Origin of the sequence: Nosocomiicoccus sp. HMSC09A07, from assembly GCF_001808485.1 — a bacterium.
GTDB lineage: Bacteria > Bacillota > Bacilli > Staphylococcales > Salinicoccaceae > Nosocomiicoccus > Nosocomiicoccus ampullae_A.
The window spans coordinates 49,417-75,746 of record NZ_KV793644.1; the positions used below are offsets into that span (position 1 = coordinate 49,417).

Annotated in this window: 24 protein-coding genes and 1 other annotated feature; of the genes, 23 read left to right on the plus strand and 1 reads right to left on the minus strand. The window is 38.3% G+C overall.

The features are described 5' to 3' along the window. Positions 1 to 125 precede the first annotated feature (125 nt). The 22 genes from radA to rpoC all read left to right on the plus strand — a co-directional run bounded on the left by radA (position 126) and on the right by rpoC (position 22,257). Positions 126 to 1,496 carry a DNA repair protein RadA gene (radA, locus tag HMPREF3177_RS07625; protein ID WP_070458386.1) on the plus strand — a complete coding sequence of 457 codons (1,371 nt, stop codon included), beginning with the start codon at positions 126 to 128 and terminating at the stop codon, positions 1,494 to 1,496. 16 nt (positions 1,497 to 1,512) lie between these two features. Continuing rightward, a complete protein-coding gene (locus tag HMPREF3177_RS07630) occupies positions 1,513 to 2,532 on the plus strand; it encodes a PIN/TRAM domain-containing protein (RefSeq protein ID WP_070458390.1) in 1,020 nt (339 codons plus the stop codon). Next, the gene (ispD, locus tag HMPREF3177_RS07635) at positions 2,532 to 3,206 is read left to right on the plus strand and encodes a 2-C-methyl-D-erythritol 4-phosphate cytidylyltransferase (RefSeq protein WP_070458393.1); all 675 of its coding nucleotides are present in this window, start codon (positions 2,532 to 2,534) and stop codon (positions 3,204 to 3,206) included. The genes HMPREF3177_RS07630 and ispD overlap by 1 nt, the downstream gene beginning before the upstream one ends. Beyond that, on the plus strand, positions 3,203 to 3,688 hold the full coding sequence (gene ispF, locus HMPREF3177_RS07640; protein ID WP_070458396.1) for a 2-C-methyl-D-erythritol 2,4-cyclodiphosphate synthase: 486 nt from the start codon (positions 3,203 to 3,205) through the stop codon (positions 3,686 to 3,688). Before ispD ends, ispF begins: the two co-directional genes overlap by 4 nt. Beyond that, positions 3,685 to 5,145 (plus strand): glutamate--tRNA ligase, encoded by a 1,461-nt coding sequence (gltX, locus tag HMPREF3177_RS07645; RefSeq protein ID WP_070458399.1) that lies wholly within the window; start codon positions 3,685 to 3,687, stop codon positions 5,143 to 5,145. The genes ispF and gltX overlap by 4 nt, the downstream gene beginning before the upstream one ends. Before the next feature lie 839 nt (positions 5,146 to 5,984). After that, positions 5,985 to 6,638 (plus strand): serine O-acetyltransferase, encoded by a 654-nt coding sequence (gene cysE / locus HMPREF3177_RS07650; protein ID WP_070458402.1) that lies wholly within the window; start codon positions 5,985 to 5,987, stop codon positions 6,636 to 6,638. Next, positions 6,622 to 8,016 (plus strand): cysteine--tRNA ligase, encoded by a 1,395-nt coding sequence (gene cysS, locus HMPREF3177_RS07655; protein ID WP_070458405.1) that lies wholly within the window; start codon positions 6,622 to 6,624, stop codon positions 8,014 to 8,016. Before cysE ends, cysS begins: the two co-directional genes overlap by 17 nt. Next, positions 8,009 to 8,392: a Mini-ribonuclease 3 gene (locus HMPREF3177_RS07660; RefSeq protein WP_068129494.1), complete on the plus strand. Its 384-nt coding sequence runs from the start codon at positions 8,009 to 8,011 to the stop codon at positions 8,390 to 8,392. Before cysS ends, HMPREF3177_RS07660 begins: the two co-directional genes overlap by 8 nt. Further along, the gene (rlmB, locus tag HMPREF3177_RS07665) at positions 8,389 to 9,126 is read left to right on the plus strand and encodes a 23S rRNA (guanosine(2251)-2'-O)-methyltransferase RlmB (protein WP_070458409.1); all 738 of its coding nucleotides are present in this window, start codon (positions 8,389 to 8,391) and stop codon (positions 9,124 to 9,126) included. The genes HMPREF3177_RS07660 and rlmB overlap by 4 nt, the downstream gene beginning before the upstream one ends. A gap of 4 nt (positions 9,127 to 9,130) precedes the next feature. Next, a complete protein-coding gene (locus HMPREF3177_RS07670) occupies positions 9,131 to 9,655 on the plus strand; it encodes an NYN domain-containing protein (RefSeq protein ID WP_068129497.1) in 525 nt (174 codons plus the stop codon). 58 nt (positions 9,656 to 9,713) lie between these two features. Then, on the plus strand, positions 9,714 to 10,304 hold the full coding sequence (locus tag HMPREF3177_RS07675) for a sigma-70 RNA polymerase sigma factor region 4 domain-containing protein (protein WP_068129498.1): 591 nt from the start codon (positions 9,714 to 9,716) through the stop codon (positions 10,302 to 10,304). Between the two features lie 53 nt (positions 10,305 to 10,357). Next, positions 10,358 to 10,501, plus strand: coding sequence for a 50S ribosomal protein L33 (rpmG, locus tag HMPREF3177_RS08415; protein ID WP_083286916.1), 144 nt, complete (start codon positions 10,358 to 10,360; stop codon positions 10,499 to 10,501). A 16-nt stretch (positions 10,502 to 10,517) separates the two neighbouring features. Beyond that, positions 10,518 to 10,694 carry a preprotein translocase subunit SecE gene (gene secE / locus HMPREF3177_RS07680; protein WP_040928223.1) on the plus strand — a complete coding sequence of 59 codons (177 nt, stop codon included), beginning with the start codon at positions 10,518 to 10,520 and terminating at the stop codon, positions 10,692 to 10,694. 14 nt (positions 10,695 to 10,708) lie between these two features. After that, the gene (gene nusG, locus HMPREF3177_RS07685; protein WP_040928224.1) at positions 10,709 to 11,251 is read left to right on the plus strand and encodes a transcription termination/antitermination protein NusG; all 543 of its coding nucleotides are present in this window, start codon (positions 10,709 to 10,711) and stop codon (positions 11,249 to 11,251) included. A gap of 144 nt (positions 11,252 to 11,395) precedes the next feature. After that, positions 11,396 to 11,821, plus strand: a complete 426-nt coding sequence (gene rplK / locus HMPREF3177_RS07690; RefSeq protein WP_040928225.1) for a 50S ribosomal protein L11 — start codon at positions 11,396 to 11,398, stop codon at positions 11,819 to 11,821. Positions 11,822 to 11,892: 71 nt separating this feature from the next. Next, entirely contained in the window at positions 11,893 to 12,594 is a 702-nt protein-coding gene (gene rplA, locus HMPREF3177_RS07695) for a 50S ribosomal protein L1 (RefSeq protein WP_068129500.1), read from the plus strand. Between the two features lie 53 nt (positions 12,595 to 12,647). Then, positions 12,648 to 12,792, plus strand: a sequence feature (ribosomal protein L10 leader region). Positions 12,793 to 12,819: 27 nt separating this feature from the next. Then, positions 12,820 to 13,344: a 50S ribosomal protein L10 gene (gene rplJ, locus HMPREF3177_RS07700; protein WP_070458413.1), complete on the plus strand. Its 525-nt coding sequence runs from the start codon at positions 12,820 to 12,822 to the stop codon at positions 13,342 to 13,344. 39 nt (positions 13,345 to 13,383) lie between these two features. Beyond that, positions 13,384 to 13,749, plus strand: coding sequence for a 50S ribosomal protein L7/L12 (gene rplL, locus HMPREF3177_RS07705; protein WP_040928228.1), 366 nt, complete (start codon positions 13,384 to 13,386; stop codon positions 13,747 to 13,749). A 73-nt stretch (positions 13,750 to 13,822) separates the two neighbouring features. Next, positions 13,823 to 14,419, plus strand: a complete 597-nt coding sequence (locus tag HMPREF3177_RS07710) for a class I SAM-dependent methyltransferase (RefSeq protein ID WP_070458415.1) — start codon at positions 13,823 to 13,825, stop codon at positions 14,417 to 14,419. Between the two features lie 77 nt (positions 14,420 to 14,496). After that, positions 14,497 to 14,736 carry an indolepyruvate ferredoxin oxidoreductase subunit alpha gene (locus HMPREF3177_RS07715; protein WP_040928230.1) on the plus strand — a complete coding sequence of 80 codons (240 nt, stop codon included), beginning with the start codon at positions 14,497 to 14,499 and terminating at the stop codon, positions 14,734 to 14,736. A 297-nt stretch (positions 14,737 to 15,033) separates the two neighbouring features. Then, on the plus strand, positions 15,034 to 18,576 hold the full coding sequence (gene rpoB, locus HMPREF3177_RS07720; RefSeq protein ID WP_068129506.1) for a DNA-directed RNA polymerase subunit beta: 3,543 nt from the start codon (positions 15,034 to 15,036) through the stop codon (positions 18,574 to 18,576). Positions 18,577 to 18,615: 39 nt separating this feature from the next. Beyond that, positions 18,616 to 22,257: a DNA-directed RNA polymerase subunit beta' gene (gene rpoC / locus HMPREF3177_RS07725; protein ID WP_070458418.1), complete on the plus strand. Its 3,642-nt coding sequence runs from the start codon at positions 18,616 to 18,618 to the stop codon at positions 22,255 to 22,257. A gap of 91 nt (positions 22,258 to 22,348) precedes the next feature. Here the strand turns inward: rpoC and HMPREF3177_RS07730 are convergent, their stop codons facing one another. Beyond that, positions 22,349 to 23,845 carry an AcpB/EbpR/MafR family transcriptional regulator gene (locus HMPREF3177_RS07730; RefSeq protein ID WP_070458421.1) on the minus strand — a complete coding sequence of 499 codons (1,497 nt, stop codon included), beginning with the start codon at positions 23,843 to 23,845 and terminating at the stop codon, positions 22,349 to 22,351. 450 nt (positions 23,846 to 24,295) lie between these two features. Here HMPREF3177_RS07730 and HMPREF3177_RS07735 point away from each other — a divergent pair. Beyond that, the coding region (locus HMPREF3177_RS07735) for a YSIRK-type signal peptide-containing protein (RefSeq protein WP_148128616.1) at positions 24,296 to 26,330 on the plus strand (2,035 nt) is incomplete at its 3' end.

A 26,330-nucleotide genomic window follows, 5' to 3' on the forward strand; every position in this document is an offset into this window, starting at 1 on the left:
TGTCGAGGGTTTAGAGCTTGTTATAATGCTCTAAACCCTTTTATATCATATGTACGGTACTTTCATAATTGTTTAGAAAATTATATAATAGTGAGTAATTAAACCGAGGAGGTTAACGTTTACAAATGGCAAAAACAAAAACAGTATTTGAATGTTTAGCATGCGGATTCGAATCTCCAAAATGGTACGGTCGATGTCCAAACTGTGGGGCATGGAACCAAATGGAAGAGTCGCTTGTACATAAAGAAACGAAAGCATCTGGACGCGGCACACTCGGTAAAGTGACCGATGAAAAAACACGTGCGACCCAGTTATCACGTGTGACGAAAAAAGAGTCACCGCGTACAAAAACGAAAAGTGGCGAGTTTGACAGAGTACTTGGTGGTGGGATTGTTGATGGTTCTCTTATTTTAATCGGGGGAGATCCAGGGATTGGAAAATCGACGATTTTACTTCAAACGGCACTCACACTTGCGGAAGATTACGACGTATTATACGTCTCAGGTGAGGAATCTCTGGAACAAATTAAAATGCGTGCAGACCGAATTACGACAGATGCGTCGAATTTAAACGTCTACGCAGAGACGAATTTATTTTATATCCACGACGAGATCAATAAATTAAATCCAGACTTTTTAATTATTGACTCCATTCAAACAGTATTTCATCCAGATATTACAAGTGCACCAGGAAGTGTGTCTCAAGTACGTGAATGTACACAGTCAATTATGAATATCGCAAAAGGGCAAAACATCGCGACGTTTATCGTCGGACACGTTACTAAAGACGGGCAGATCGCAGGACCGCGTTTACTCGAACATATGGTAGATACCGTCTTATACTTTGAAGGTGACCAACATCACACGTTTAGAATTTTACGCGCAGTAAAAAACAGATTTGGATCGACAAACGAAATGGGTATTTTTGAGATGAAGTACGATGGTCTAAAAGAAGTCTTAAATCCATCTGAAATCTTCTTAGAAGAACGCTCTAAAAATACGCCAGGATCTGCGATTGTTGCGACGATGGAAGGGACACGCGCGATGCTCGTTGAAATACAAGCACTCGTCACGCCAACGCATTTCCATAATCCAAGACGTATGGCTACAGGAATCGACCATAATAGATTATCACTACTCATGGCAGTATTAGAAAAATCTGAAGGGCTACTCATGCAGCAACACGACGCGTATATAAAAGTCGCGGGTGGCGTTAAACTCGATGAGCCAGCGGTTGACCTTGCTGTGATTATGGCAATCGCTTCGAGCTTTAAAAATATAAGTGTACGAGGCGATACGTGTTTCATCGGAGAAGTCGGTTTAACAGGTGAAATTAGACGCGTTACTAAAATCGAACAACGCTTACAAGAAGCGGCGAAGCTAGGGTTTAACCGAGCGATTATCCCAGCGTCAAATTTAGCAGGACTAGCTCCTGTAGATATTGAAGTTGTCGGAGCAAGAACATTAAAAGATGCAATGAAAGAAATTTACAAATAGAAAGGAAGGAAGACGAATGTTAAGAGGATTATTAACACTCGTCTACTTTCTTACCGGAGTCACACTCGGAATATGGTGTTTCCATTCGACGGACTTTCCAGTACCAAGTGCAATCCACAACGTATTTTTCTATGGTGCGATTGGCGGGGTACTATTTTTAGCTTTAACATTTTGGACGATGCCATATTTTGTGCGCGGATTAAAGAAAGTAGAGCGAAAACTATTATCTAGAAACATTACGGAAATATTCTTTGCAACAATTGGTATGCTACTTGGATTATTGTTTACTGTTTTTATTACTTTATTAACGAACATGTTAGACATACCTGTTGTCCGTGAAGTCATTCCACTCATTTCAGCAGTTGTCCTCGGTTATTTAGGGTATCAACTCGGTTTAAAAAAGACGACAGAGATTCTCGAGTTATTTAACCGAGCACCTAAAAATTTAACAAAAAAACTACTCGATACGAGTGCAATTATCGATGGACGTGTGTTAGACGTTTTAAAAAGCGGATTTTTAGAAGGCGAAATTATTATTCCGCAATTCGTGCTAGACGAACTACAATTAATTGCAGATTCTACCGATCATTTAAAGCGAGATAAAGGACAACACGGTCTCGACATTTTAAACGCGCTTCAAAAACAATCGGACGCCGTTAAAGTAAAAACGGTCAAATACGATAAGTTAGATGTGGACCAGCAGCTCATTGAACTCGCTAAAGAAGAAAATGCCGCAATTATTACGACAGACTATAATTTAAATCGTGTAGCACAAGTCCATAAAGTGACAGTATTAAACGTGAACGAATTAACTGAGGCGGTGCAGTTAAACATCCATCAAGGTGACACGTTCGAGATTTTAATTACAAAATCAGGTAAAGAAGACAACCAAGGTGTTGGATACTTAACCGACGGCACGATGGTTGTTTTAGATTCAGGAGAATCTTTTATTAACGAAACGGTACTCGTTGAAGTAACATCGATACTTCAAACTCATTCTGGGAGAATAATATTTACAAAACTTGGAGAGAAATAATGCAGTATTCAGCAGTGATTCCAGCAGCAGGGATCGGAAAACGTATGGGACTTGGCTTTAATAAGATAAAATACGAAATTGACGGAGAGTCGATAATTCGTAGAACTGTCGACATATTCAACCAAGATCCAGACTGTAAAGAAATTATTATCGCAACTGGAAAAGAAGACATCGAAGAATTGAACGAAGAGTTAAAAGACGTCAAAAAAGTAAAACGCATCGTACTCGGGGGTAAAGAGCGTCAACACTCGATATATAACGCGCTTTTACACGTCGATGCGGATTACGTATTTGTACATGACGCTGCACGCCCATTTTTAGACATGGGTACTTTATCACGCTTAAAGACGGCGGTCGTGGAAAAGAACGCAGTCATTTGTGGTGTCAAAGCAAAAAACACGATGAAGACAGTCATCGACGGAAAGGTTAAGGCAACAATTAACCGAGAGACGACGTTCGAGGTGCACACGCCACAAGCTTTTTGTTATAATTTATTAATGGATGCACATGAGTACGCGATTAAAAACGACTTAGCAGTTACGGATGACGCGATGATGGTCGAGGCGTACGGACATGATGTTTTTATGGTAGATTCGTCGTATAATAACATTAAAATTACGACGGTAGAAGATTTAGTACTCGGAGAATCGATATTAAGGAGTCGAGAAAGATGAGAATCGGTCACGGTTATGATGTTCATCAGTTAAAAAAGGGGCGACCGTTAATTATCGGTGGTCTTGAAATCGAGCATGAAGAAGGATTAGATGGTCATAGTGACGCAGACGTACTTCTTCATACGATTGCAGACTCGATTTTAGGTGCACTCGCACTTGGTGATATTGGAAAATTTTTCCCGGACAATGATCCAAAATATAAAGACATAGATTCACAAGTATTATTAAGTGAAATCGTGTCAAAAATGACAGAAAAAGGTTACGAGGTCGGTAATGTTGACGCAGTGATTATCGCTGAGGCACCGAAGTTTCGTCCGTATATCGATGACATTCGACAAAACGTCGCGCGACTACTCGACACAACGATCGACAACGTAAACGTAAAAGCAACAACACATGAAAAACTCGGCGCATTAGGTCGAAAAGAAGGCATCGCGAGTGAAGCGGTGATTTTATTAAAAAAGAAAGAAGGCAAACAATGAGTAAAGTAAGAGTAAGATATGCCCCAAGTCCAACAGGTTACCTACATATCGGTAACGCAAGAAGTGCACTATTTAACTATCTATTCGCACGTCACTACGGTGGGGAGTTCATCATCCGTATTGAAGATACAGATAAAGCACGTCACGTCGACGAAGGTGAATCTTCACAGTTAAATTATTTAAAATGGCTCGGACTCGACTGGGATGAGTCAGTCGACGTCGGGGGTCAGTATGGGCCATACCGTCAATCTGAACGTAACCATATTTATAAACCTTATATCGAAAAGCTACTCGCTGAAGACAAAGCGTATCGTTGCTATATGACAGCAGAAGAGTTAGAAGAAGAACGCGAAACACAACTTAAAAACGGTCAGCAGCCGATGTATAGCGGTAAGCACGCGAACTTAACAAAAGAAGAAGAAGAAGCATTCATCGCTGAAGGTAGAGAACCGTCGATTCGTATTCGTGTGCCAAAAGATAAAACATACACGTTCAACGACATGGTAAAAGGTGAATTATCCTTTGACTCAAACGGTATTGGAGACTGGGTCATCGTTAAAAAAGACGGTACACCAACATACAACTTTGCCGTCGCAATTGATGACCATGAAATGGCAATCACACACGTATTACGTGGAGATGATCACATTTCAAACACACCACGCCAATTAATGGTTTACGAAGCGCTTGGATTAGAGCCACCACAATTTGGTCATATGACGTTAATCGTAAACGAAGAACGTAAAAAGTTATCAAAACGCGACAGCGGTATTTTACAATTCATCGAAGACTATGAAGCACTTGGCTATTTACCAGAAGCATTATTTAACTTCATCGCTTTACTCGGATGGACACCAGGTGGAGAAGAAGAGCTATTCACAAAAGAAGAGTTCATTGAATTATTTACAGAAGAACGTTTATCAAAATCACCAGCATTCTTTGACAAAGTAAAATTAGAATGGGTAAACAACCAGTACATGAAACAAAAAGATATCGACAAAGTATTTGAGCTTGCATTACCATTCTTAGTTGAAGCAGGTCGCGTAAAAGAAGACGCTTCAGAAGAAGAATTAGAATGGGCAAAATCACTCGTTCAGTTATATCAACCACAAATGAGTTACGCAGCTGAAATCGTCGAGTTATCTGAGCAATTCTTTAAAGAAGACGTTTCGTATGATGAAGCGGCAAAAGAAGTGTTAGCTGGTGAACAAGTCCCTGAATTAATGGATGCGTTAAAAGCAACATTCGCAAACTTAGAAGATTTCACAGCAGACAACATTAAAAAAGCGATCAAATCAGTGCAAAAAGAAACAGGCATCAAAGGTAAAAACTTATTCATGCCAATTCGCGTAGCGACAACAGGCGAAACGAGAGGACCAGAATTACCAAACGCATTAGAACTCCTCGGTAAAGAGACAGTACTCGCACGCATTGAAAACGTCATTCAAAGTCTTTAAGATTGAAAACAACTAAAAATCGTTATATAATTCACTTGTTGTTATCAGTATTTAAATAACGTGAAAACAGAGATTGCCTGGTCGGTGCGAAGGCAACACTATTATTTAAAGAAATGCATAAATTTTAAAGTGAATAAAAGATAAAAATCAGAGTGGAACCGTGCAACGCACCTCTGTCCGTATTAGGGCAGAGGTGTTTTTAATTGCGACAGGCGGTAAAGTTTAATGGGATTGTCAATCGCGAGGTAAAGCGCAGGTTTTTGTTCAGCAATTGGATTGTTGGCGGGGCGCTGGTGCGTAGCAGTGCCGTTTATTTAACAGATTTTTGCTGAATCTGTTAGATATCTCCGGATAATTAACAAAAACAAGATGAAATACCCGAAATATGTTAGATAAAAAATTATAATTAACAAAAATCGGGTCACGCGAACGAAATTTGTTAAATAAATCCAGATATCTAACAAAATCACGATATTTTTGTTAAATAAAATCGTGAGAAAGAGTTTTGTTACACCTTAAGCGCGAAAAGTGCCTTTCATCTCACTGGCTACGTAGTTATTTAACAGATTTTTGCTGAATCTGTTAGATATCTCCGGATAATTAACAAAAACAAGATGAAATACCCGAAATATGTTAGATAAAAAATTATAATTAACAAAAATCGGGTCACGCGAACGAAATTTGTTAAATAAATCCAGATATCTAACAAAATCACGATATTTTTGTTAAATAAAATCGTGAGAACGGGTATAACTATCTTATAAGAGTAAAAACTCAAAAAGACGCCAACTCTTACCTGATCGCACCCACGCCAAACCCCACTCACAAAAGGAGAGACAATGTTTAAAAGAATAAAAGAAGATATTGATATGGTGCTCGAACTTGATCCAGCAGCGACGAGTCGGACGATGGTTTTTCTGACGTACTCTGGAATGCACGCTGTCTGGGGTCACTTGATTGCTCATTGGTTTTATAAGCACCGGATGTTTTTAATCGCGCGTATCATTTCGCAAACGATTCGATTTTTCACAGGCATTGAGATTCACCCTGGCGCGACGATTGGTAGGAGGCTTTTCATCGACCATGGAATGGGGATTGTCATCGGTGAAACGACAACGATTGGAAACGATGTTACGTTATACCAAGGTGTCACGCTCGGTGGTACCGGTAAAGAAAAGGGTAAACGTCACCCGACTATTGAAGATAAAGTACTCGTCGCAACCGGCGCGCAGGTGCTTGGTAATATAACCATCGGCGAAGGCACGAATATTGGTGCGAACTCAGTCGTCTTAAAAAATGTGCCGTCGTACTCAACAGTCGTCGGGATTCCAGGACATATCGTTAGACGTCACGGCAAACGTGTACCAACAGACACGCTTAACCATAACAACTTACCAGATCCGATATTAAATAAAATTTTAGAATTAGAAAAAGAAATCACTCAATTTAAAGAAAAAGAGAGGAATGAGGTTAAAGATGGTTCACATATATAACACACTCACACGTCAAAAAGAAAAGTTTGTTCCAATTGAAGAAGGTAAAGTAAAAATGTACGTCTGCGGACCGACGGTGTATAACTATATCCACATCGGTAACGCACGTCCAGCAATCGTATTTGACACAGTACGTCGCTACTTAGAATACCGTGGGTACGATGTCACGTTCGTATCGAACTTCACTGACGTTGATGACAAACTCATTAATGCGTCAAAAGAAACAGGTCAAACAGTTCCAGAAATCGCAGACAAATTTATCGCAGCATACTTTGAAGATACAGGTGCATTAAACGTCAAAAAAGCAGACGTCCACCCGAGAGTTATGGATCATATGGACGACATCATCGCATTCATTGAAACGTTAATCGCTAAAGGACATGCCTACGAGCGAGACGGAGACGTATACTTTAAAACACGTTCATACGACGGTTACGGGCAGTTATCTAAACAGTCAATCGACGATTTAAAAGTCGGTGCGCGTATCCAGCAAGGTGAAAGTAAAGACGATCCACTTGATTTCGCGTTATGGAAACACGAAAAAGAAGATGAAATTAGCTGGGATAGTCCGTGGGGTAAAGGACGTCCAGGTTGGCATATCGAATGCTCGGTAATGGCGACAAAACATTTAGGCAAGACGATGGATATTCATGCGGGTGGACAAGACTTAACGTTCCCGCACCACGAAAACGAAATCGCTCAATCTGAATCTTGCACAGACGAAACGTTCGCAAATTACTGGATGCATAACGGCTACATCAATATCGACAACGAAAAGATGTCAAAATCACTCGGGAACTTTATCACTGTGCACGATATTTTAAAAGAACTCGATCCGAACATTTTACGATTTTTTATGCTAAGCGTGCATTACCGAGGGCCAATCAACTTTAACCGTGAACTCGTCGACTCAGCAGCTGCTGGCTTAGACAGAATTTTAACAGCATACAATACTGCAGTAGAACGTAGAGAACACGCAATTAGTACAGAATTAGACAATAAAGAACTAGACTTCGTCAAAGAAAATATAAATATGTTTGAAGAAACGATGGACGACGACTTCAACACAGCAAACGCAATTACAGCGTGGCACGAACTTGCGACGCGCCTAAATAAATATATGCGCCGTGACGCAACGAACAAAGACATCCTTGACGCGTATATCAACGCATACGACGCTTATAGTAACGTTCTTGGTATTACACTTGAACAAGAAGAATTACTATTAGACGAACGAATCGAAGCATTAATCGAAGAACGTGAAGCAGCACGTAAAGAGAAAGATTTTGCCCGTGCAGATGAAATTCGTGACACACTTCATGAAAAAGGCATTATTTTAGAAGATACAAAAGACGGAGTGAAATTCCGCCGTGGATAATTTATATGAAATTCACGACTTAACAAAAGCATACGTCGGTGACGCAGTTTACAGTATGTATGTCCGTAAACATATTGTGAAATCGTCACCTCGTATTCGAGCAAATGACGCGCATCAACTCGGCACGACGTTTGAAAAGGCGACGAGTCAGTCAAAAGCGTTACAGGCACTCGAAGATATATTAACGGATGAAGAAAAAGAAATCGTCAGACGTGCAAAAAATAAAAAGAGTAATACGAAAGCAAAGAGCGCAACGAGCAAAGAGTATCAAGAAGCAACAGGATTAGAAGCCCTCGTCGGGGTGTTATATTTAAACGAAAAGTACGATAGGCTCGATGCGCTTTTTGAAATTATAGTGCGAGGTGAGTATTTATGAGTGAATCCGTTCTTGCAGGACGTCATGCAGTTAAAGAGGCGTTACAAGGTAATCGTGATTTAAACAAGATTTTAATTCAAGATAGTATTGAAAAGCATCAAATTAACGATATTTTAAAGCTTGCAAAGAAAAACAAAGTCGTCGTTCAAACAGTTCCTAAAAGTAAATTAGAATCGTTTACGAATGAACGCCATCAAGGTATTATCGCGTTTATCAGTGCATATAAATATATGCCGTTAGACACTCTCATTCAAAACGTCGAAGGAAAGAAAGCCAATCTACTCTTACTCGACGGCTTAGAAGATCCACATAATTTAGGAAGTGTATTACGTACAGCGGACGCTACAGGATTTGATGCGGTAATTATTCCGAATAGACGTAGTGTACAAATTACAGATACAGTCGCACGCGTGTCAGTTGGTGCGGTCGAACACGTCCCAGTCGTACGCGTAACAAACGTCAACCAAGCGATCGACAAACTAAAAGACGCAGGTTTTTGGACGGTCGGTACAACGATGGATGCGCCGATGGACTATAGAGAATACCCGGCAGACATTAATACGGTACTTATTATCGGAAATGAAGGGGACGGTATTAGTAAAAAGACGTTAGAAAAATGTGATTTTACTGTGACGATTCCAATGGTCGGTAAAATATCAAGCTTAAACGCTTCGGTATCCGCAGGAATTTTAATGTACGAAGTGTACCGTAAACAATACCCGTTAAAAGAGTAGCGTCATGAAAAGAAGACAAAAGATTATGTTAGTCGACGGGTACAATTTGATTGGAGCAAACAAACGACTGACCGAAGAGGGCCGATTAAGTTTAGAATACGCACGCGAAGAATTACTCACGATATTAAGTGAATATCAAGCCGTATCCAAGTACGACGTCATTTGTGTATTCGATGCGTACGAGGTGAAATCAAAAGAGACGGTGTACGACTATCACGGTGTCCAAGTCGTTTTTACGAAAGAAAAAGAAACCGCCGATGAATATATCGAACGTTTCGTTTATAAGTATTTCCATCCACACTTAACGGAAATTACGGTCGTAACGAGTGATTTACCAGAGCAAAACGCGATATTTTCTTACGGAGCGTACAGAATTCCATCGAGAGAAATGTGGGAAGACTTAAAACATGCAGAAAAAAATATTAGTGTCGAAATTGAAGCAATAAATCAAAAAGTGCCTAAGACAAAATTAAATATTAGTGACGATATTTTAGCAGAACTTGAAAAACTGCGACGTGGCAAGCGTTAGGGCGACTTGTGAGTAGCGACTTTCGTATGTATGATATATACAAAAACGGGAGGTATTCATGTACAACATTCGTTCGTTTTTGATACTTATTTACGAAGATTCGAAACTCAATGAATATGTCGAACACGTAAAAAATGGGAAGCTCGATTACTTTGATAAGATCGACGAGGCTATTCGTTTAAAAGTACGTAAAATGACATATAAACATACGCGAGACCCTTATGAAAGAGAAGACTTAGAACAGATGATTATGGAGTATTTACTCCACGCGTGCTTTAGATACGACAAAAGACTTGGAGACTTTCATAATTACGCAATAAGATCTGCATATTTAGAACTAAAAAAGCGTAGTGTGTATTTTTATCGATTAAATAGTAAAGAAACGACAAGCAACGAGCTGTCAAACTACGTGTGTGACAAAGTAGAAACATACGACCGCATCGATCAAATCATAAACCGAGATCAGTACTCTTATATGCTCCAAGATAAAAAGACGTTTTCAGAATACGAGCGTGCTGTGTTAAAATATTTAGGAGAGCATTATACATTTGATGAAATTAGCGAAAAGTTAAAAACGAATCGTAAATCGATTCAAAATACATTGTACCGTGTCCTTCGTAAAAAAGAGAAACAGCACGGCGTTTATTGACAAACGTAGACTTTAATCGGTATAGTATATAAGAATTGAAATGAGGTAATGAGATGAAAGTTGCATTACTATGTAGCGAGTGTGGCAGTCGTAATTATCACGTTAAACAAGCTGCCGATAAGGATGGAACAAGACTCACGATGAAAAAGTTCTGTAAACAATGCAACCGACATACGATTCATAAAAGTTCCATATAAGATGAGGAGGCGTCGCATGAATAACGATAGAAATTTCCTTGCAAACGTCGTCAGTGAAATGAAAAAAGTAAGTTGGCCAACTGGTAAAGAAGTAGTGAATTATACGTCAATCGTTGTTTTCACTGTTATCTTCTTCTTATTCTTTTTCTACGCGATTGATATAGGTATTACGTATTTAATTGATGCAATGTAATGAGGGAGGATATTATGTCCGAAGAAAAACAATGGTATGCCATTCATACTTACTCAGGCTATGAAAACAAAGTACATCAAAACTTACTTGCACGTTTAGAGTCGATGAACATGCAAGACCAAATTTTCCGTGTCGTTGTACCAGAAGAAGAGGAAACGACTATTAAAGATGGTAAAAAGAAAACACAAATGAAAAAGACATTCCCAGGTTACGTCTTAGTTGAGATGATCATGACAGATGAGTCTTGGTACGTCGTACGTAACACACCTGGAGTAACTGGATTTGTCGGTTCTCAAGGTGCTGGAATTAAACCGAACCCATTATTAAAAGAAGAAGCACGCTTCATCTTAAGACAAATGGGTATGTCAGAGCGCATCGTAGATTTCGACGTAGAAATCGGAGAATCAGTTAAAATTATTGACGGTCCGTTTAATAATCAATTCGGTACGATCGAGGAAATCGACGAGCAACACTTTAAACTGACTGTATTAGTTGAATTATTTGGACGTGAAACGCCAGTTGAAGTCGAATACGACCAAATCGAAAAAATCGACTAAATAAAGATTGAAAATACAAGTGAAGTATGTTAATATGAGATGGTTGCAAAAATGCGACCATCTTTTTTATGTAAAAAGATATGAGTGGGAGGATGAAATCTTAGCATCCTGTGACCACATCACGAGAATGAGGAGGTTGACATCGTGGCTAAAAAAGTTATCAACGTTGTTAAATTACAAATCCCTGCAGGTAAAGCAACTCCTGCACCACCAGTTGGACCAGCATTAGGTCAAGCAGGTATTAACATTATGGGATTCACAAAAGAGTTTAACGCACAAACTCAAGACCAAGCAGGTCTTTTAATTCCAGTGGAGATTTCAGTATATGAAGACCGTTCATTTACTTTCATTACAAAAACTCCACCAGCAGCAGTTCTTCTTAAAAAAGCAGCTAAAGTTGAAAAAGGTTCTGGTGAACCTAACAAAAACAAAGTTGCTGAAGTAACTGAAGCACAAGTTCGCGAAATCGCTGAACTTAAAATGGAAGACTTAAACGCAGCAGACGTTGAAGCAGCAATGCGCATGGTAGAAGGTACTGCACGCAGCATGGGCTTCACTGTTAAAAAGTAATAATTATTTATAAGAAAAAGTATTGGTACATGTGGGAGGTTCACCCGCTATAACCACAAGGAGGAATATAAATGGCTAAGAGAAGTAAAAAGTATCTTGAAGCTTCAAAGAAAGTAGACTCTGAAGCAGTATACTCAATCGAAGATGCTATTAAGCTTGCACAAGAAACAAGCACAACAAACTTTGATGCGTCAGTAGACGTAGCTTTCCGCCTAGGTATTGATACACGTAAAAACGACCAACAAATCCGTGGTGCGATCGTATTACCAAACGGAACTGGTAAATCACAACGTGTATTAGTGTTCGCAAAAGGTGAAAAAGCGAAAGAGGCAGAAGCAGCTGGAGCTGACTACGTAGGAGAAGCAGATCTTGCTGAAAAAATCAACGGTGGTTGGTTTGACTTTGACGTAATCGTTGCAACACCAGACATGATGGGGGAAGTTGGTAAACTTGGTCGTGTATTAGGACCTAAAGGTTTAATGCCAAACCCTAAAACTGGTACAGTAACGATGGACGTTACAAAAGCAGTTGAAGAAATCAAAGCTGGTAAAGTAGAATACCGTGCTGAAAAATCTGGTATCGTTCACTCTACAATTGGTAAAGTATCATTCGGTACTGATAAATTAGTTGAAAACTTCAACGCTTTACACGAAGCTTTAGTAAAAGCTAAACCAGCAACTGCAAAAGGTGTTTACTTCCGTTCAGTTGCAGTTTCTAGCACGATGGGTCCTGGTATCAAATTAGATCCATCACAAGTTAGAACAGACGTTTAAAAAATAAATTGACAAGAGTAAATGTACGTGGTATATTTACTCTTGTATTAAATTTAAATTTAGATGTTTTACCTAAGACAGTAGGAGTCTAAGACTTAAAACACAATCCTACCGAGGCAAACAAAAATGACTTGTATATTATTTATAAATATATGAGCACTTTTTGCCCTGGGTAAAAGGTGCTTTTTTTATTGCACCGATAATTTTCAAAACGGAGGTGTAACTATGACAAATGTTATCGAAAGAAAGAAACAACACGTTTCTGAAATCGCGGAACAATTCAAAAACTCAGTTTCAACAATCGTAGTTGATTACCAAGGTCTTTCAGTTGCTGAAGCAACAGCACTTCGTAAACAACTTAGAGAAGCTGGTGTTGAGTTCCACGTTTACAAAAACACGATGGTACGTCGTGCGTTACAAGAAGCTGGAATCGAAGGATTAGAAGAACACTTAACTGGTCCAAACGCGATTGCGTTCTCAAACGAAGACGTAATTGCTCCAGCAAAAGTACTTCACAGCTTCTCAAAAGAGCATGAAGCACTTGAAATTAAAGCGGGTGTCATCGAAGGTGAAATTGCAGACGTAGAAAGCGTTAAAGCAATCGCAACTTTACCATCAAAAGACGGACTTGTATCTATGTTACTTTCTGTTCTCCAAGCGCCAATGCGCAACTTCGCTTATGCGGTTAAAGCAGTGGGAGAGCAAAAAGAAGAAGGTACAGACGCAGTAGAAGAAACTGAAGAAGCATAATTAAAAATTAAAAAAAGTTAAAAATTGGAGGATTTAATAATGGCTAATAAAGATCAAATCATTGAAGCAATTAAAGAAATGTCAGTATTAGAATTAAACGAATTAGTTGAAGCTATTGAAGAAGAGTTTGGTGTAACAGCAGCAGCTCCAGTAGCAGTAGCAGGTGGCGCAGCTGAAGGTGGCGCTGAAGAAAAATCTGAGTTCGACGTTGAACTTACAGATGCAGGTTCATCTAAAATTAAAGTTATCAAAGCAGTTCGTGAAGCAACTGGTCTTGGACTTAAAGATGCAAAAGAGCTTGTTGACAACGCTCCTAAAGTTATCAAAGAAGCATTACCTAAAGAAGAAGCAGAAGCACTTAAAGCACAACTTGAAGAAGTTGGAGCTAGCGTAGAGCTTAAATAATTAAAATGTGATATTTTAGACTTATAAACATTATGTTTATAAGTCTTTTTTTCTACATAAAAGGAGGGTGTTTATGTCACATTACTATACGACAGATGATACACCGCATGATTTTAAAGAAATTAAATATAATATAAAAGGTAAAACATATACGTTCACAACAGATCGTGGTGTGTTTTCAAAAGATCGTGTTGATTTTGGTACAGACGTATTATTAAATGCAGTGTTAGAAGATTATGATGGTCCGGGGTACTTTATCGATATGGGGGCTGGGTACGGACCAGTGAGTATCGTACTTGCCGACCATTATGGTGGAGACGGTGTTGCGGTCGAAGTAAATGAAGATGCAATCAGTGTTTTAGATACGAACATGCATAACAATAACGTAAGTTTTGATATCGTTAAGAGAGAATTGTATGACGATATGGAGTTAAAAGCTGATCTATATGTAACGAATCCGCCGTTTAGAGCAGGAAAAGATACAGTGCTTGAAATTATTAATGATAGTTATGAACGATTAGTCGATCACGGTGCGTTTTACATGGTCGTTCAAAAGAAGCAAGGTATGCCGTCATATTTAAAACATTTAGAAACGTTATATGGAAATGTAGAAAAACTCAAAAAGAGTAAAGGTTACTACATCTTAAAGAGTATTAAACACGTAAGTTAGAATTATTGTTTAATATTAAAGAAAATAGGTGTACAATGAAAAATATAGAAAAGAGAAGTCAGTGAGGAGGCCGAACTATGGCATATGTAATTTTACAACCGTGTGCAGCAGAAAAGTCTGGTGACTGCGTAGACGTATGTCCTGTAGATTGTATCGAGGAAGGCGAAGATCAGTTCTACATCGATCCGGATATTTGTATCGACTGTGGTGCGTGCGTAGCAGTTTGTCCAGTAGATGCGATTGTCGAAGAATCAGAAATGCTACCAGAAGAAGAAATTTACCTCAAAAAAGCAGAAGAGTTTTATGCGAATAGATAAGTACATATACTCCATTAACATTTTGTTAGTGGAGTATTTTTGTTATTCAAAGCTATGTGAAATCAGTCAGATTTACAAGAGATAATAATTTGACTTGACAAATTAGCTGTGATATAGTTGTTAAATGAATATTATTATCAAGAAGTATGTATATTTTTCGAAAGCACGTATTGGTAGAAGCTTTTGAATAAGTCAATGTTTATAGGAAATGGAGTTGTTTAATTCCGTTTTCTTTTTTGTCTTATGAGGTCTATCTGTTGATAATAGTGGGAAATATTTTTAGGGGTGAATCTGTCGATGAGTCAAGTGATTCAGTATGGAAAACATGCAAAACGTAGAAGCTATTCACGTATCGAAGAGAAGTTGGAGTTACCGAACTTAATTGAAATTCAAACGAATTCTTATGAATGGTTTCTGAAATCTGGCTTAATCGAAATGTTTAAGGATATCTCACCTGTTGAGGATTTCACAGGAAACATTTCGCTTGAGTTTGTCGACTATAAACTCGGAGAGCCTAAATACAACGTCGATGAGGCTAAAAACCACGACGCTACGTATTCGGCGCCTTTAAGAGTTAAAGTTAGACTCATTATTAAAGAAACTGGTGAAGTAAAAGAACAAGAAGTGTTTATGGGAGATTTCCCTCTCATGACAGATACAGGTACATTCATTATTAACGGTGCAGAACGTGTTATCGTTTCTCAGTTAGTCCGTAGTCCTTCTGTGTATTACTCGGATAAGCTCGATAAAAACGGTAGAACGAGCTACACAGCGACAGTTATTCCTAACCGTGGTGCATGGTTAGAGTATGAAATGGACGCAAGAGATACGGTTTACGTAAAAATTGACCGTACGCGTAAAATGCCAATTACGGTATTACTACGTGCGCTAGGTTTCGCTACAGATCAACAAATCGTTGACTTATTAGGAGACAGCGAATATTTAAGAAACACATTAGACAAAGACACAACAGAAACAGTCGATCAAGCATTACTTGAAATATATGAAAGATTACGTCCAGGCGAACCGCCAACAGTTGAAAACGCAAGAAACTTACTATATACACGTTTCTTTGATCCAAAGCGTTATGACTTAGCGGCAGTTGGTCGTTATAAGATGAACAAAAAACTTCACTTACAAAACCGTCTATTCAACCAAGTCGTTGCAGAGCCACTTGTAGATACGGAAACTGGTGAAGTAATCGTTGAAGCAGGAACGACAATTGACCGTCGTACGCTCGACAACATTATGGAACAACTTGAAACGACAGTGAACTTAAAAACGTTTGAATTCGAAAACGGGATTTTAGAAGAGCCTGTAGAAATTCAATCAATTAAAGTTAAATCTAACGTCGATGGTGATGAAGATACAACGACAAACATCATCGGTAACGCGTTCCCTGACAAAGAAGTGAAATCTATCACTCCGTCAGACATTATCGCGTCAATCAGTTATTACTTTAACTTATTAAATGGTGTTGGACATACAGACGACATCGACCATTTAGGTAACCGCCGTTTACGTAGTGTCGGTGAGTTATTACAAAACCAATTCCGTATTGGTGTTGCACGTATGGAACGTGTCATTCGTGAAAGAATGTCAATTCAAGACAAAAACACAATTACACCGCAACAACTTATTAACATTCGTCCGGTAATTGCATCGATTAAAGAGTTCTTTGGTAGCTCTCAATTATCTCAGTTCATGGACCAAACGAACCCACTTGCTGAGTTAACGCATAAGAGACGTTTATCAGCACTTGGACCAGGTGGTTTAACGAGAGAACGAGCAGGGATGGAAGTACGTGACGTACACTATTCTCACTACGGACGTATGTGTCCAATTGAAACACCAGAGGGACCAAACATCGGTCTAATCAACTCGTTATCAAGTTTTGCACGTGTAAACGAATTTGGGTTTATCGAAACACCATATCGTCGTGTAGATCCTGAAACAAATGCGGTCACTAGCAGAATCGACTACTTAACTGCAGACGAAGAAGAGCAGTTTGTCGTCGCACAAGCGAACGCAGAGTTAAACGAAGACGGTACGTTTAAAAATGAAGAAGTTATCTGTCGTTTCCGTGGAAACAACACAGCAATGCATAGAGATAAAATGGACTACATGGACGTATCACCAAAACAAGTTGTATCAGCAGCAACAGCATGTATTCCGTTCTTAGAAAACGACGACGCGAACCGTGCATTAATGGGTGCGAACATGCAACGTCAAGCAGTGCCGTTACTTATTCCGGATTCACCGTACGTCGGTACTGGTATGGAACACGTCACAGCAAAAGACTCAGGTGCAGCAGTTGTTTCACGTTATAAAGGTGTTGTAGAACACGTAGAAGCGCGTGAAATTCATGTGCGTCGTTACGTCGATAAAAATGGCGACGGAAACTATACGAAAACTGAAGAAATCGATAAATATAAACTTGTGAAATTTGAACGTTCAAACGCAGGTACTTGTTATACTCAGCGTCCAATCGTATCACTTGGCGATGAAGTTGAAAAAGGAGAAATTTTAGCGGATGGTCCTTCTATGGACAACGGTGAAATGGCACTTGGACAAAACGTCGTCGTCGGATTTATGATGTGGGACGGTTATAACTATGAGGACGCAGTTATCATGTCTGAGCGTTTAGTAAAAGACGACGTCTATACGTCGATTCACATTGAAGAGTATGAATCAGAATCAAGAGATACAAAACTTGGTCCTGAAGAGATCACAAGAGACATTCCAAACGTTTCTGAATCTGCAATGAAAAAGTTAGACGAGCGTGGTATCGTGTACGTCGGTGCAGAAGTTAAAGACGGAGATATTTTAGTTGGTAAAGTAACACCTAAAGGTGTCACAGAACAAACGCCAGAAGACCGTTTATTACACGCAATCTTCGGTGAAAAAGCACGTGAAGTTAGAGATACGTCACTTCGTGTACCACACGGTGCAGGCGGTATCGTCTTAGACGTTAAAGTATTTAACCGTGAAGATGGTCACGAATTATCACCAGGAGTGAACCAACTCGTGCGCGTATATATCGTTCAAAAGAGAAAAATCTCAGTCGGAGATAAAATGGCAGGACGTCACGGTAACAAAGGGGTTATCTCGACAATTCTTCCAGAAGAAGATATGCCATTCTTACCAGACGGCACACCGATCGATATTATGTTAAACCCACTCGGGGTACCTTCACGTATGAACATCGGACAGGTGTTAGAGCTTCATTTAGGTATGGCGGCGCGTGAAATGGGACTTAAGATGGCAACGCCAGTATTTGACGGTGCGAACGAAGAAGACGTTTGGAGCACGATGGAAGAAGCAGGGCTCGCAAGAGACGGTAAAACAGTACTATACGACGGACGTACAGGTGAACCATTTGAAAACCGTGTATCTGTCGGTGTTATGTACATGCTGAAATTATCACACATGGTTGATGATAAACTTCACGCAAGAAGTACTGGACCATACTCACTCGTTACACAGCAACCACTTGGTGGTAAAGCACAGTTTGGTGGACAAAGATTTGGTGAGATGGAAGTATGGGCGCTTGAAGCATACGGTGCAGCATACACGTTACAAGAAATTCTAACGGTGAAATCAGACGACACAATCGGTCGTGTGAACACGTATGAAGCAATTGTAAAAGGTGAAAACTTACCGAACCCAAGTATTCCAGAATCATTCCGAGTACTCATGAAAGAGTTACAATCACTCGGTCTTGAAGTGTCGATTATGGATGATGAAGACAACGAAGTGAACATGAACACAGTCGTTGAAGAAGACGTCCAAAGAGAATCAGAACGTGATAATGACAAAGACGAAGTTGTATCGAAATAAAAGTTGAGCTTACAGCAGACTTTTAGGGAGGAACGCTCAATGATAGATGTAAATAGATTTCAATATATGAAAATTGGGCTGGCGTCACCTGAAAAAATTCGCTCATGGTCGAGCGGTGAGGTTAAAAAGCCAGAAACAATTAACTATAGAACTTTAAAACCAGAAAAAGATGGACTGTTCTGTGAGAAGATTTTCGGTCCAACAAAAGACTGGGAATGTGCGTGTGGTAAATATAAACGTATTCGCCATAAAGGACATGTTTGTGAAAACTGTGGTGTAGAAGTCACACGTGCGAAAGTACGCCGTGAGAGAATGGGGCACATTGAACTTGCTGCCCCTGTCTCACACATTTGGTACTTTAAAGGAATCCCTTCACGTATGGGATTACTTTTAGATATGTCACCACGTTCATTAGAAGAAGTAATTTACTTTGCGTCATACGTCGTCATCGAACCGGGTCCAACAGGGCTTGAAAAGCGTGACTTATTAAGTGAACGTGAATATCGTGATTACTACATGGAATACGGTGACAGATTTAACGCTAAAATGGGTGCAGAAGCAATTAAAGAATTGCTTGAAAACATCGATTTAGATAAAGAACTCGATCAATTAAAAGAAGAGTTAGAAACAGCGACAGGACAACGTTTAACACGTGCAATTCGTCGTTTAGAAGTCGTTGAAGCATTTAGAAACTCAGGAAACAAGCCTGAGTGGATGGTACTAGACGCTCTACCAGTCATTCCACCAGACATTCGTCCAATGGTGCAGTTAGACGGTGGACGTTTTGCAACGAGTGACTTAAACGATTTATATCGCCGTGTAATTAACCGTAACAACCGCTTAAAACGTTTATTAGATCTCGGTGCACCTGGGATCATCGTCCAAAACGAAAAACGTATGTTACAAGAAGCAGTCGATGCTTTAATAGATAACGGTCGTCGTGGACGTCCAGTTACAGGACCAGGAAACCGTCCGTTAAAATCACTTTCACACATGTTAAAAGGTAAGCAAGGACGTTTCCGTCAAAACTTACTCGGTAAACGTGTAGACTACTCAGGCCGTTCAGTAATCGTCGTTGGTCCAAACTTAAAAATGTACCAATGTGGATTACCACGTGAAATGGCATTAGAGCTATTTAAACCATTCGTTATGAGAGAACTCGTGAAAAGAGACCTCGCTACGAACATTAAAAACGCGAAAAATAAAATCGAACGTTTAGATGAGTCAATTTGGGACGTTTTAGAATACGTTATCCGTGAACACCCAGTGTTACTTAACCGTGCACCAACACTTCACAGACTTGGTATCCAAGCGTTTGAAGCTGTACTCGTTGAGGGACGTGCAATTAAATTACACCCACTCGTAACGACAGCATATAACGCGGACTTTGACGGTGACCAAATGGCGGTACACGTACCACTTTCAAAAGAAGCACAAGCAGAAGCTCGTATGTTAATGCTTGCAGCATCAAACATTCTAAACCCGAAAGATGGTAAACCAGTTGTAACACCGTCACAAGACATGGTACTTGGTAACTACTACTTAACGTTAGAAAAGCCAGGTGCAAAACGTGAAGGTCGTATCTTTAAGGACTTTGAAGAAGTTGTTATGGCATATCGCTCTGGATATGCATCACTGCATACGAGAATTGGTGTGCATACAGGTGCAATGTCTGAAGAAAAAATCGCTGAAGAAAACCGCGGTAAGATTTTAATGACGACAGTTGGTAAAGTAATCTTTAACGAGATTATGCCTCCGTCATTCCCTTACTTAAACGAACCAACGCGTGAAAACTTAGAGCGTAAAACGCCAGACCGTTTCTTCATCAAAGCAGAAGACCTTGGTGAAGCGGGATTAGTTGGTAAGTTTAAAGAGCAAGAACCTGTAAAATCATTCGATAAGAAATTCTTAGGTCAAATCATCGCTGAAGTATTCAATAAGTTCCACATTACTGAAACGTCAGTCATGTTAGACCGAATGAAAGATTTAGGTTTCAAATACTCAACGCGTGCAGGTATTACAGTTGGGGTATCAGATATCGTTGTCTTACCGAACAAGCAGAAACTTATTGAAGCGACAGAAGAAAAAGTTGAAACAGTTCAAAGACAATATGACCGTGGTTTAATTACAGAAGAAGAGCGTTACAACACAGTTATTAAGCTATGGACAGATATTAAAGACGAAATCCAAGATAAACTGATGGATTCGTTAGATAAATTTAACCCGATCTTCATGATGGCAGACTCTGGTGCCCGTGGTAACGCGTCTAACTTTACTCAGCTTGCAGGTATGCGTGGACTTATGGCGAACCCGTCAGGTCAAATCATTGAGTTACCGATCAAGTCAAGCTTCCGTGAAGGGTTAACAGTACTCGAGTACTTCATCTCAACACACGGTGCGCGTAAAGGATTAGCCGATACAGCACTTAAGACTGCAGACTCAGGTTACTTAACGAGAAGACTTGTAGACGTGGCTCAAGACGTAATCGTCCGCGAGCAAGATTGTGGAACAGACAAAGGGCTTAAAGTATCAGAAATTCGTGAAGGCGGAGAAGTAATCGAGCCGTTATTTGACCGTCTAGAAGGACGTTACGCAAAAGAAACGGTTAGACACCCAAATACGAACGAAGTCATCGTTGGTTCAAATGAACTGATCACAACAGATATCGCAAAAGAAATCGTTAATGCAGGTATTGAATCAGTAGTCATTCGTTCAGCATTCACATGTAACACACGTTACGGTGTATGTGAGAAATGTTACGGTAAAAACCTTGCGACTGGTGAAAAAGTTGAAGTCGGTGAAGCGATTGGTACAATCGCGGCGCAATCAATCGGTGAGCCGGGTACACAGTTAACGATGCGTACATTCCACACAGGTGGGGTTGCAGGATCAGACATTACGATGGGTCTTCCACGTATCCAAGAATTATTCGAAGCGCGTAACCCGAAAGGGGAAGCAGTCATTTCAGAAATTGAAGGAACAATCGCTTCAATCGAAATGATTAAAGACCGTCAACAAGAAATTAAAGTTAAAGGTGACGAAGAAACACGTACGTACACAGCACCAGCCAATGCGAGAGTAATCGTAGAAGAAGGAGACAAAGTATCTCCAGGTGAAATGCTAACAGACGGTTCAATCGAGCCTAAGAACTTATTAAAAGTTGCAGGTTTAAACAAGACGCAAGAATATCTATTAAAAGAAGTACAAAAAGTATATCGTTCACAAGGGGTAGAAATCGACGACAAACACGTCGAAGTAATGGTGCGTCAAATGTTACGTAAAGTACGTATCATCGACGCAGGAGAAACATCACTTATCCCAGGTGCGTTAGTAGATATCCACACGTTCCAAGAAGCAAACAAAGTCGTATTCAAAGAAAGAAAACGACCAGCGACAGCAAAACCTGTATTACTAGGAATTACAAAAGCATCACTTGAAACAGAAAGTTTCTTATCCGCAGCGTCATTCCAAGAAACGACACGTGTCTTAACAGATGCGGCAATCAAAGGAAAACGCGACGACTTACTCGGACTGAAAGAAAACGTCATAATCGGTAAACTGATCCCAGCAGGAACAGGAATGAAGCGATACCGCGACATCGACATCGAAGTCGAAGGACAAGACGAAAGATTACAATTAGAAAGAGAAGAAAGAGAAGCGGAACTAGTAGAAGAAAATTAAAAAATAAAACGATAATCCCCCTTCAAGTATGTACTAATACTTGAAGGGGGATTTTAATATTTAAAGATGCTTTATATCTATATTTAATTGTTTAAAAATCAACACTTTTTGATTTATAGCTTAGACATTCAACCAACTTGTTTATATTAGAAATATCTTCTATAGAAGGTACATTATTAATTAGTACAGTTTGTTTTCCTTCAATAGGGTCTATAGGGAAATTTGTAACAATTATATCTGAAGATAGACTTTCCAGATTATTGATATCAAATGAATTAAATGGATATCTATATATATTCGCTTGTTCTATTAGATTTTTTTCTAATATTTCAACAAGCCATTGGTCGTGATTATAGTCAGTGTCGGAAATGACAGTTACTTTTACATTTTCTCTTTTGGAATAAAGATCCTTAAAAAGATATTTCCAATTAATAATGAATGAATATATCATATGGAGAACTAGTCCAGAATCATTTCTTTTAAAAGTATCTATGACAAGCGTTTTAAACTCTAATTCTAAATATTGATATATTTGAGGAAACTCTGTTTTGAAAAGCGTTAAGGCACTATGATATTTGTTGTATAAAATATATTCGCTATAATTTTTGACATTACTAAATATTAAAGAGTTATACAGCTCTAAGATAATATGTTCATAATCGTGAATTGTTAAGTCGAATTCATTAGAGAACCTATTAACTAAACGAACTATATTTGAATAATTATATTCTACATCGTCTTTTATAAGACGTTGGTCTTTAAGTTCTGAGTATGAAGAATAATATGGATTAACTAAATAAGGAGTAAGTATATCTAATAGTTCATTAACACTCAAAAATAATTCACTTTCATTTGCGATAGAATTTAAATGATGTGTTAATTCGTCAATTTCATTTTGCGGAATACAATAAAATTCCTTAATATCATTACTAATAAAAAACCCTTGTTTAACTCGAGTGTAATTTATTGCAAAGAGTATAGTTAAAAACTGTTCTCTAGATAAATCAACATCTAAATTAAAAAGTGAAGATGCTGTTTTAATAAATAACTTTAGAGTATTTTTAGGAATTTTTATAAAGCTCCAGGTCTCATTAAGATCTTGTTCACTAAAAAAAACAATAAAAAACCGTCTAATATCTATTTCTTTTCCTACAAAAGAATGAGGGCTACTAGAAATTTTTATATTGAAATCTAACAGAAGAGTGTCGTTTAAGTCTTGAATTTTCCTTTTCAATGTTGAAGTACTTACATAAAGAGCTTTTGAAAGAACTTCTGAAGTAATTTGACCATTTAAAAAAATCGTTTTAAGAATATGAGCACTCAAACTTTGCTTAAAAATATCTCTGTAAAATGTAATCATATTAGCGTCTAAATCGAATTTTATATTAATGGTATTCTGTGAGTAAATTAATTTTATATAAGGATATTTTTCTTCAATGCTTTTAAGTGTGTTATTTGAAGTAATCAAAGAGCAATTTAGCACTTCTGAAATTTCTTGAATACTTACTGACTGTGAATCGTTTAAACAGTTCAAAAATTCAACAGCCTTTAATTCACGAAGTAAGAAAGAAGGCAAAGAACGTTTCATGTAAATCTCCTCTCTTATTTAATAATATTATAGTAAATTTTACTTGATTGTCATAGGAAGTACAAATAAAGTTTAGGTTAAATCATTTTTTTAATATTTTTTAAAAAAATGAATTCTAGTGAAAGATTAATTTGATTTAAAATATGTTAGTATGATATTATGTATGTCAATTATTATGAGTTAATACACTTTCGTCAAATCTATCTCTAACAAACAGAAATCTTTAGAGAGGAGTAACTATATTGTGAAATAAAAAAGATACTATTAAAAGCACAGTTAAACATGTCAAATCTCAACATGAAAAAAACAACAAAGGTACTATTAGCGGTAGAGTTACTGTTAAAAAAACATACTAATTAAAGAATTACATTATTTAATTAGTGTTGAAAAGCGTCTACAATAAAAAACGCTACAAAAGTCATATCATAATAACAGGAAAGAAGGGGTAAAATGAAAAAATTAGATTTTCTACCTAACAAATTAAATAAGTATTCAATTCGTAAATTCACAGTAGGTACTGCGTCTATCCTTATCGGATCATTAATCTTTTTAGGTAATGATGCTTCTGCTGCTGAAGCGGATGACAATTCATCAAATGAATCACTCAATGCAATTACAGAAACTAGTGCTGATGAAGTAAATAACGATGTTTCAATTGAAGTAAGTGACGAAAAAAATGAAATCAACAAAGACGAACAAACAGCTGAATCACTTAATACAAATACAGAAACTAGTGCTGATGAAGTAAATAATGATATTCAAACTGCTGATAATTCTTTAGAAGAAAACTCAACTGAAGAATTAGAAAAAGTCACAAATGAAGAAAACTCTTTAGAGGAAACGGAACAGACTGAACTTGGGGTTAACCAAAGGCATGATGCACAAGCAGCAGAGACGGAAAAAACAACAGAGACAGAAGAGACAACAGAGGCAGAAAAGACTACGCAACAGGAAGAAAACGCATCACAAGCAGGAATCAGAACAGTTGCAGATAATACGGCACAAGAAGATATCGTATACAGTTTTCAAGTTGAAGATGATTCCTTAGAAGAACAACAAGATGAAAGTGAAGAATTAGGAGAGATAGTTGATGATTTAGATAATGAAAATCCAGAATTCACAGCAACTCTACAAAATTCACCAGAAAATGAAGAAAACTCAGTGAAAGCAGCAGGAAAAGATATCAGTGATCAACTTAATATTACTGCTACTCTAGATGTAGAAGATAGAGTCCATGCGGTAGGTGGAAAACATGGTGATTTAGGCTATACTAATTTCGATTTTACAGCAGAAATCCCGTCAACAGCAAAAGAGGGGGACTACTTTGACGTCTATTATGAGCCTGCATTGTCAGTGTCTCCAGTTAACCCTAATGATGTAACAAATGGGCGAGATCCAATCACCGGAATTCAACGTGGTGTTCGAGATAGAAATACTGGGGAATTGATTGCTGAGATAGAAGATTACAGAGACCAAAGCTTTATTCGCTATATTCTAACAAACTATGTTGAAAGAAAATCGAATGTTAAGATAAATCAACGTTATACTCATGCTTATGACTATGAGAATGCACCTAATAGTGGAAACTACACTGTTGGATATACAATTGGTGATAAAGAATATAAGAAAAATGTTTATATTGATTATGCGAACAATCAACCTAGTATGAAAAATGGTTATGGTGTAAGTAATGTATTGTATGAAGTGATTGATAGTCGAGATTATACGAATATTTCTTATTTTAACCCAACGTTTAATCAGTTACAATCAGGCACATACGGACTGATTTATCCTTTCAAAACTTCTGATTCAGCGATTAATCCTATGGAATTTGAAAAAGCAAAAGTAACAATTTATGAAGTGAGTGAAGGTAATAAGCTAAACGAAAGTCACTACTTTGTACCTGAAGAAGTTAATGCTGTAGATGTGACAAATGATGTTAACCTTACGTTTGATCAATCAAGCAATGGATGGCGATTTGATCTTATAAATCCTAATAAATCATACGTAGCTGTAACTAAAGGAAAAGCTAGACAACTGCTGCCAGGCGAACAAGGAGAGTTCGTAGTTGGTTCTGAAATTGGTAATGTTCATGATTACAACACAACAGCAAGAATGATAACTGGACTTGTTGTCATTGGACAGGGAGCATCAGGAGAAGGTACAGATAAACCAGGTGCATTCTTTGAAAATCATATTTATTATGATAAAGTTCTGACTTTTGAAGGAGAACTTATTCCTGAAAAGACAGAAGTAAAAGAAGTATTGAAGCAAAATGAATCTAAAGGTACTGAAGATGAAAAATTTAATACATCTCCAATTCCTGATGGATATAAATGGGTTCAAACAACACCTTCTTCAAATATGCTGAATCAAAATGTAAATGATGATGGCAGTATCGAAAACCAAAACTACATTCCAGGTGAAACTCAATATGTAACGTATTCATATGAGAAAGTGAAGCAACCAGGCCGATTCAAGGAAG

Bases quoted from the DNA above. Each gene is read 5' to 3' on its own strand.
- rplL (WP_040928228.1), top strand. From the start codon at position 13,384: ATGGCTAATAAAGATCAAATCATTGAAGCAATTAAAGAAATGTCAGTA.
- rpoB (WP_068129506.1), top strand. From the start codon at position 15,034: ATGAGTCAAGTGATTCAGTATGGAAAACATGCAAAACGTAGAAGCTAT.
- ispF (WP_070458396.1), top strand. From the start codon at position 3,203: ATGAGAATCGGTCACGGTTATGATGTTCATCAGTTAAAAAAGGGGCGA.
- gltX (WP_070458399.1), top strand. From the start codon at position 3,685: ATGAGTAAAGTAAGAGTAAGATATGCCCCAAGTCCAACAGGTTACCTA.
- ispD (WP_070458393.1), top strand. From the start codon at position 2,532: ATGCAGTATTCAGCAGTGATTCCAGCAGCAGGGATCGGAAAACGTATG.
- HMPREF3177_RS07710 (WP_070458415.1), top strand. From the start codon at position 13,823: ATGTCACATTACTATACGACAGATGATACACCGCATGATTTTAAAGAA.
- nusG (WP_040928224.1), top strand. From the start codon at position 10,709: ATGTCCGAAGAAAAACAATGGTATGCCATTCATACTTACTCAGGCTAT.
- cysE (WP_070458402.1), top strand. From the start codon at position 5,985: ATGTTTAAAAGAATAAAAGAAGATATTGATATGGTGCTCGAACTTGAT.
- rpmG (WP_083286916.1), top strand. From the start codon at position 10,358: ATGAAAGTTGCATTACTATGTAGCGAGTGTGGCAGTCGTAATTATCAC.
- rpoC (WP_070458418.1), top strand. From the start codon at position 18,616: ATGATAGATGTAAATAGATTTCAATATATGAAAATTGGGCTGGCGTCA.
- rplA (WP_068129500.1), top strand. From the start codon at position 11,893: ATGGCTAAGAGAAGTAAAAAGTATCTTGAAGCTTCAAAGAAAGTAGAC.
- HMPREF3177_RS07675 (WP_068129498.1), top strand. From the start codon at position 9,714: ATGTACAACATTCGTTCGTTTTTGATACTTATTTACGAAGATTCGAAA.
- cysS (WP_070458405.1), top strand. From the start codon at position 6,622: ATGGTTCACATATATAACACACTCACACGTCAAAAAGAAAAGTTTGTT.
- secE (WP_040928223.1), top strand. From the start codon at position 10,518: ATGAATAACGATAGAAATTTCCTTGCAAACGTCGTCAGTGAAATGAAA.
- HMPREF3177_RS07630 (WP_070458390.1), top strand. From the start codon at position 1,513: ATGTTAAGAGGATTATTAACACTCGTCTACTTTCTTACCGGAGTCACA.
- radA (WP_070458386.1), top strand. From the start codon at position 126: ATGGCAAAAACAAAAACAGTATTTGAATGTTTAGCATGCGGATTCGAA.
- rlmB (WP_070458409.1), top strand. From the start codon at position 8,389: ATGAGTGAATCCGTTCTTGCAGGACGTCATGCAGTTAAAGAGGCGTTA.
- HMPREF3177_RS07670 (WP_068129497.1), top strand. From the start codon at position 9,131: ATGAAAAGAAGACAAAAGATTATGTTAGTCGACGGGTACAATTTGATT.
- rplJ (WP_070458413.1), top strand. From the start codon at position 12,820: ATGACAAATGTTATCGAAAGAAAGAAACAACACGTTTCTGAAATCGCG.
- HMPREF3177_RS07730 (WP_070458421.1), bottom strand. From the start codon at position 23,845: ATGAAACGTTCTTTGCCTTCTTTCTTACTTCGTGAATTAAAGGCTGTT.
- HMPREF3177_RS07715 (WP_040928230.1), top strand. From the start codon at position 14,497: ATGGCATATGTAATTTTACAACCGTGTGCAGCAGAAAAGTCTGGTGAC.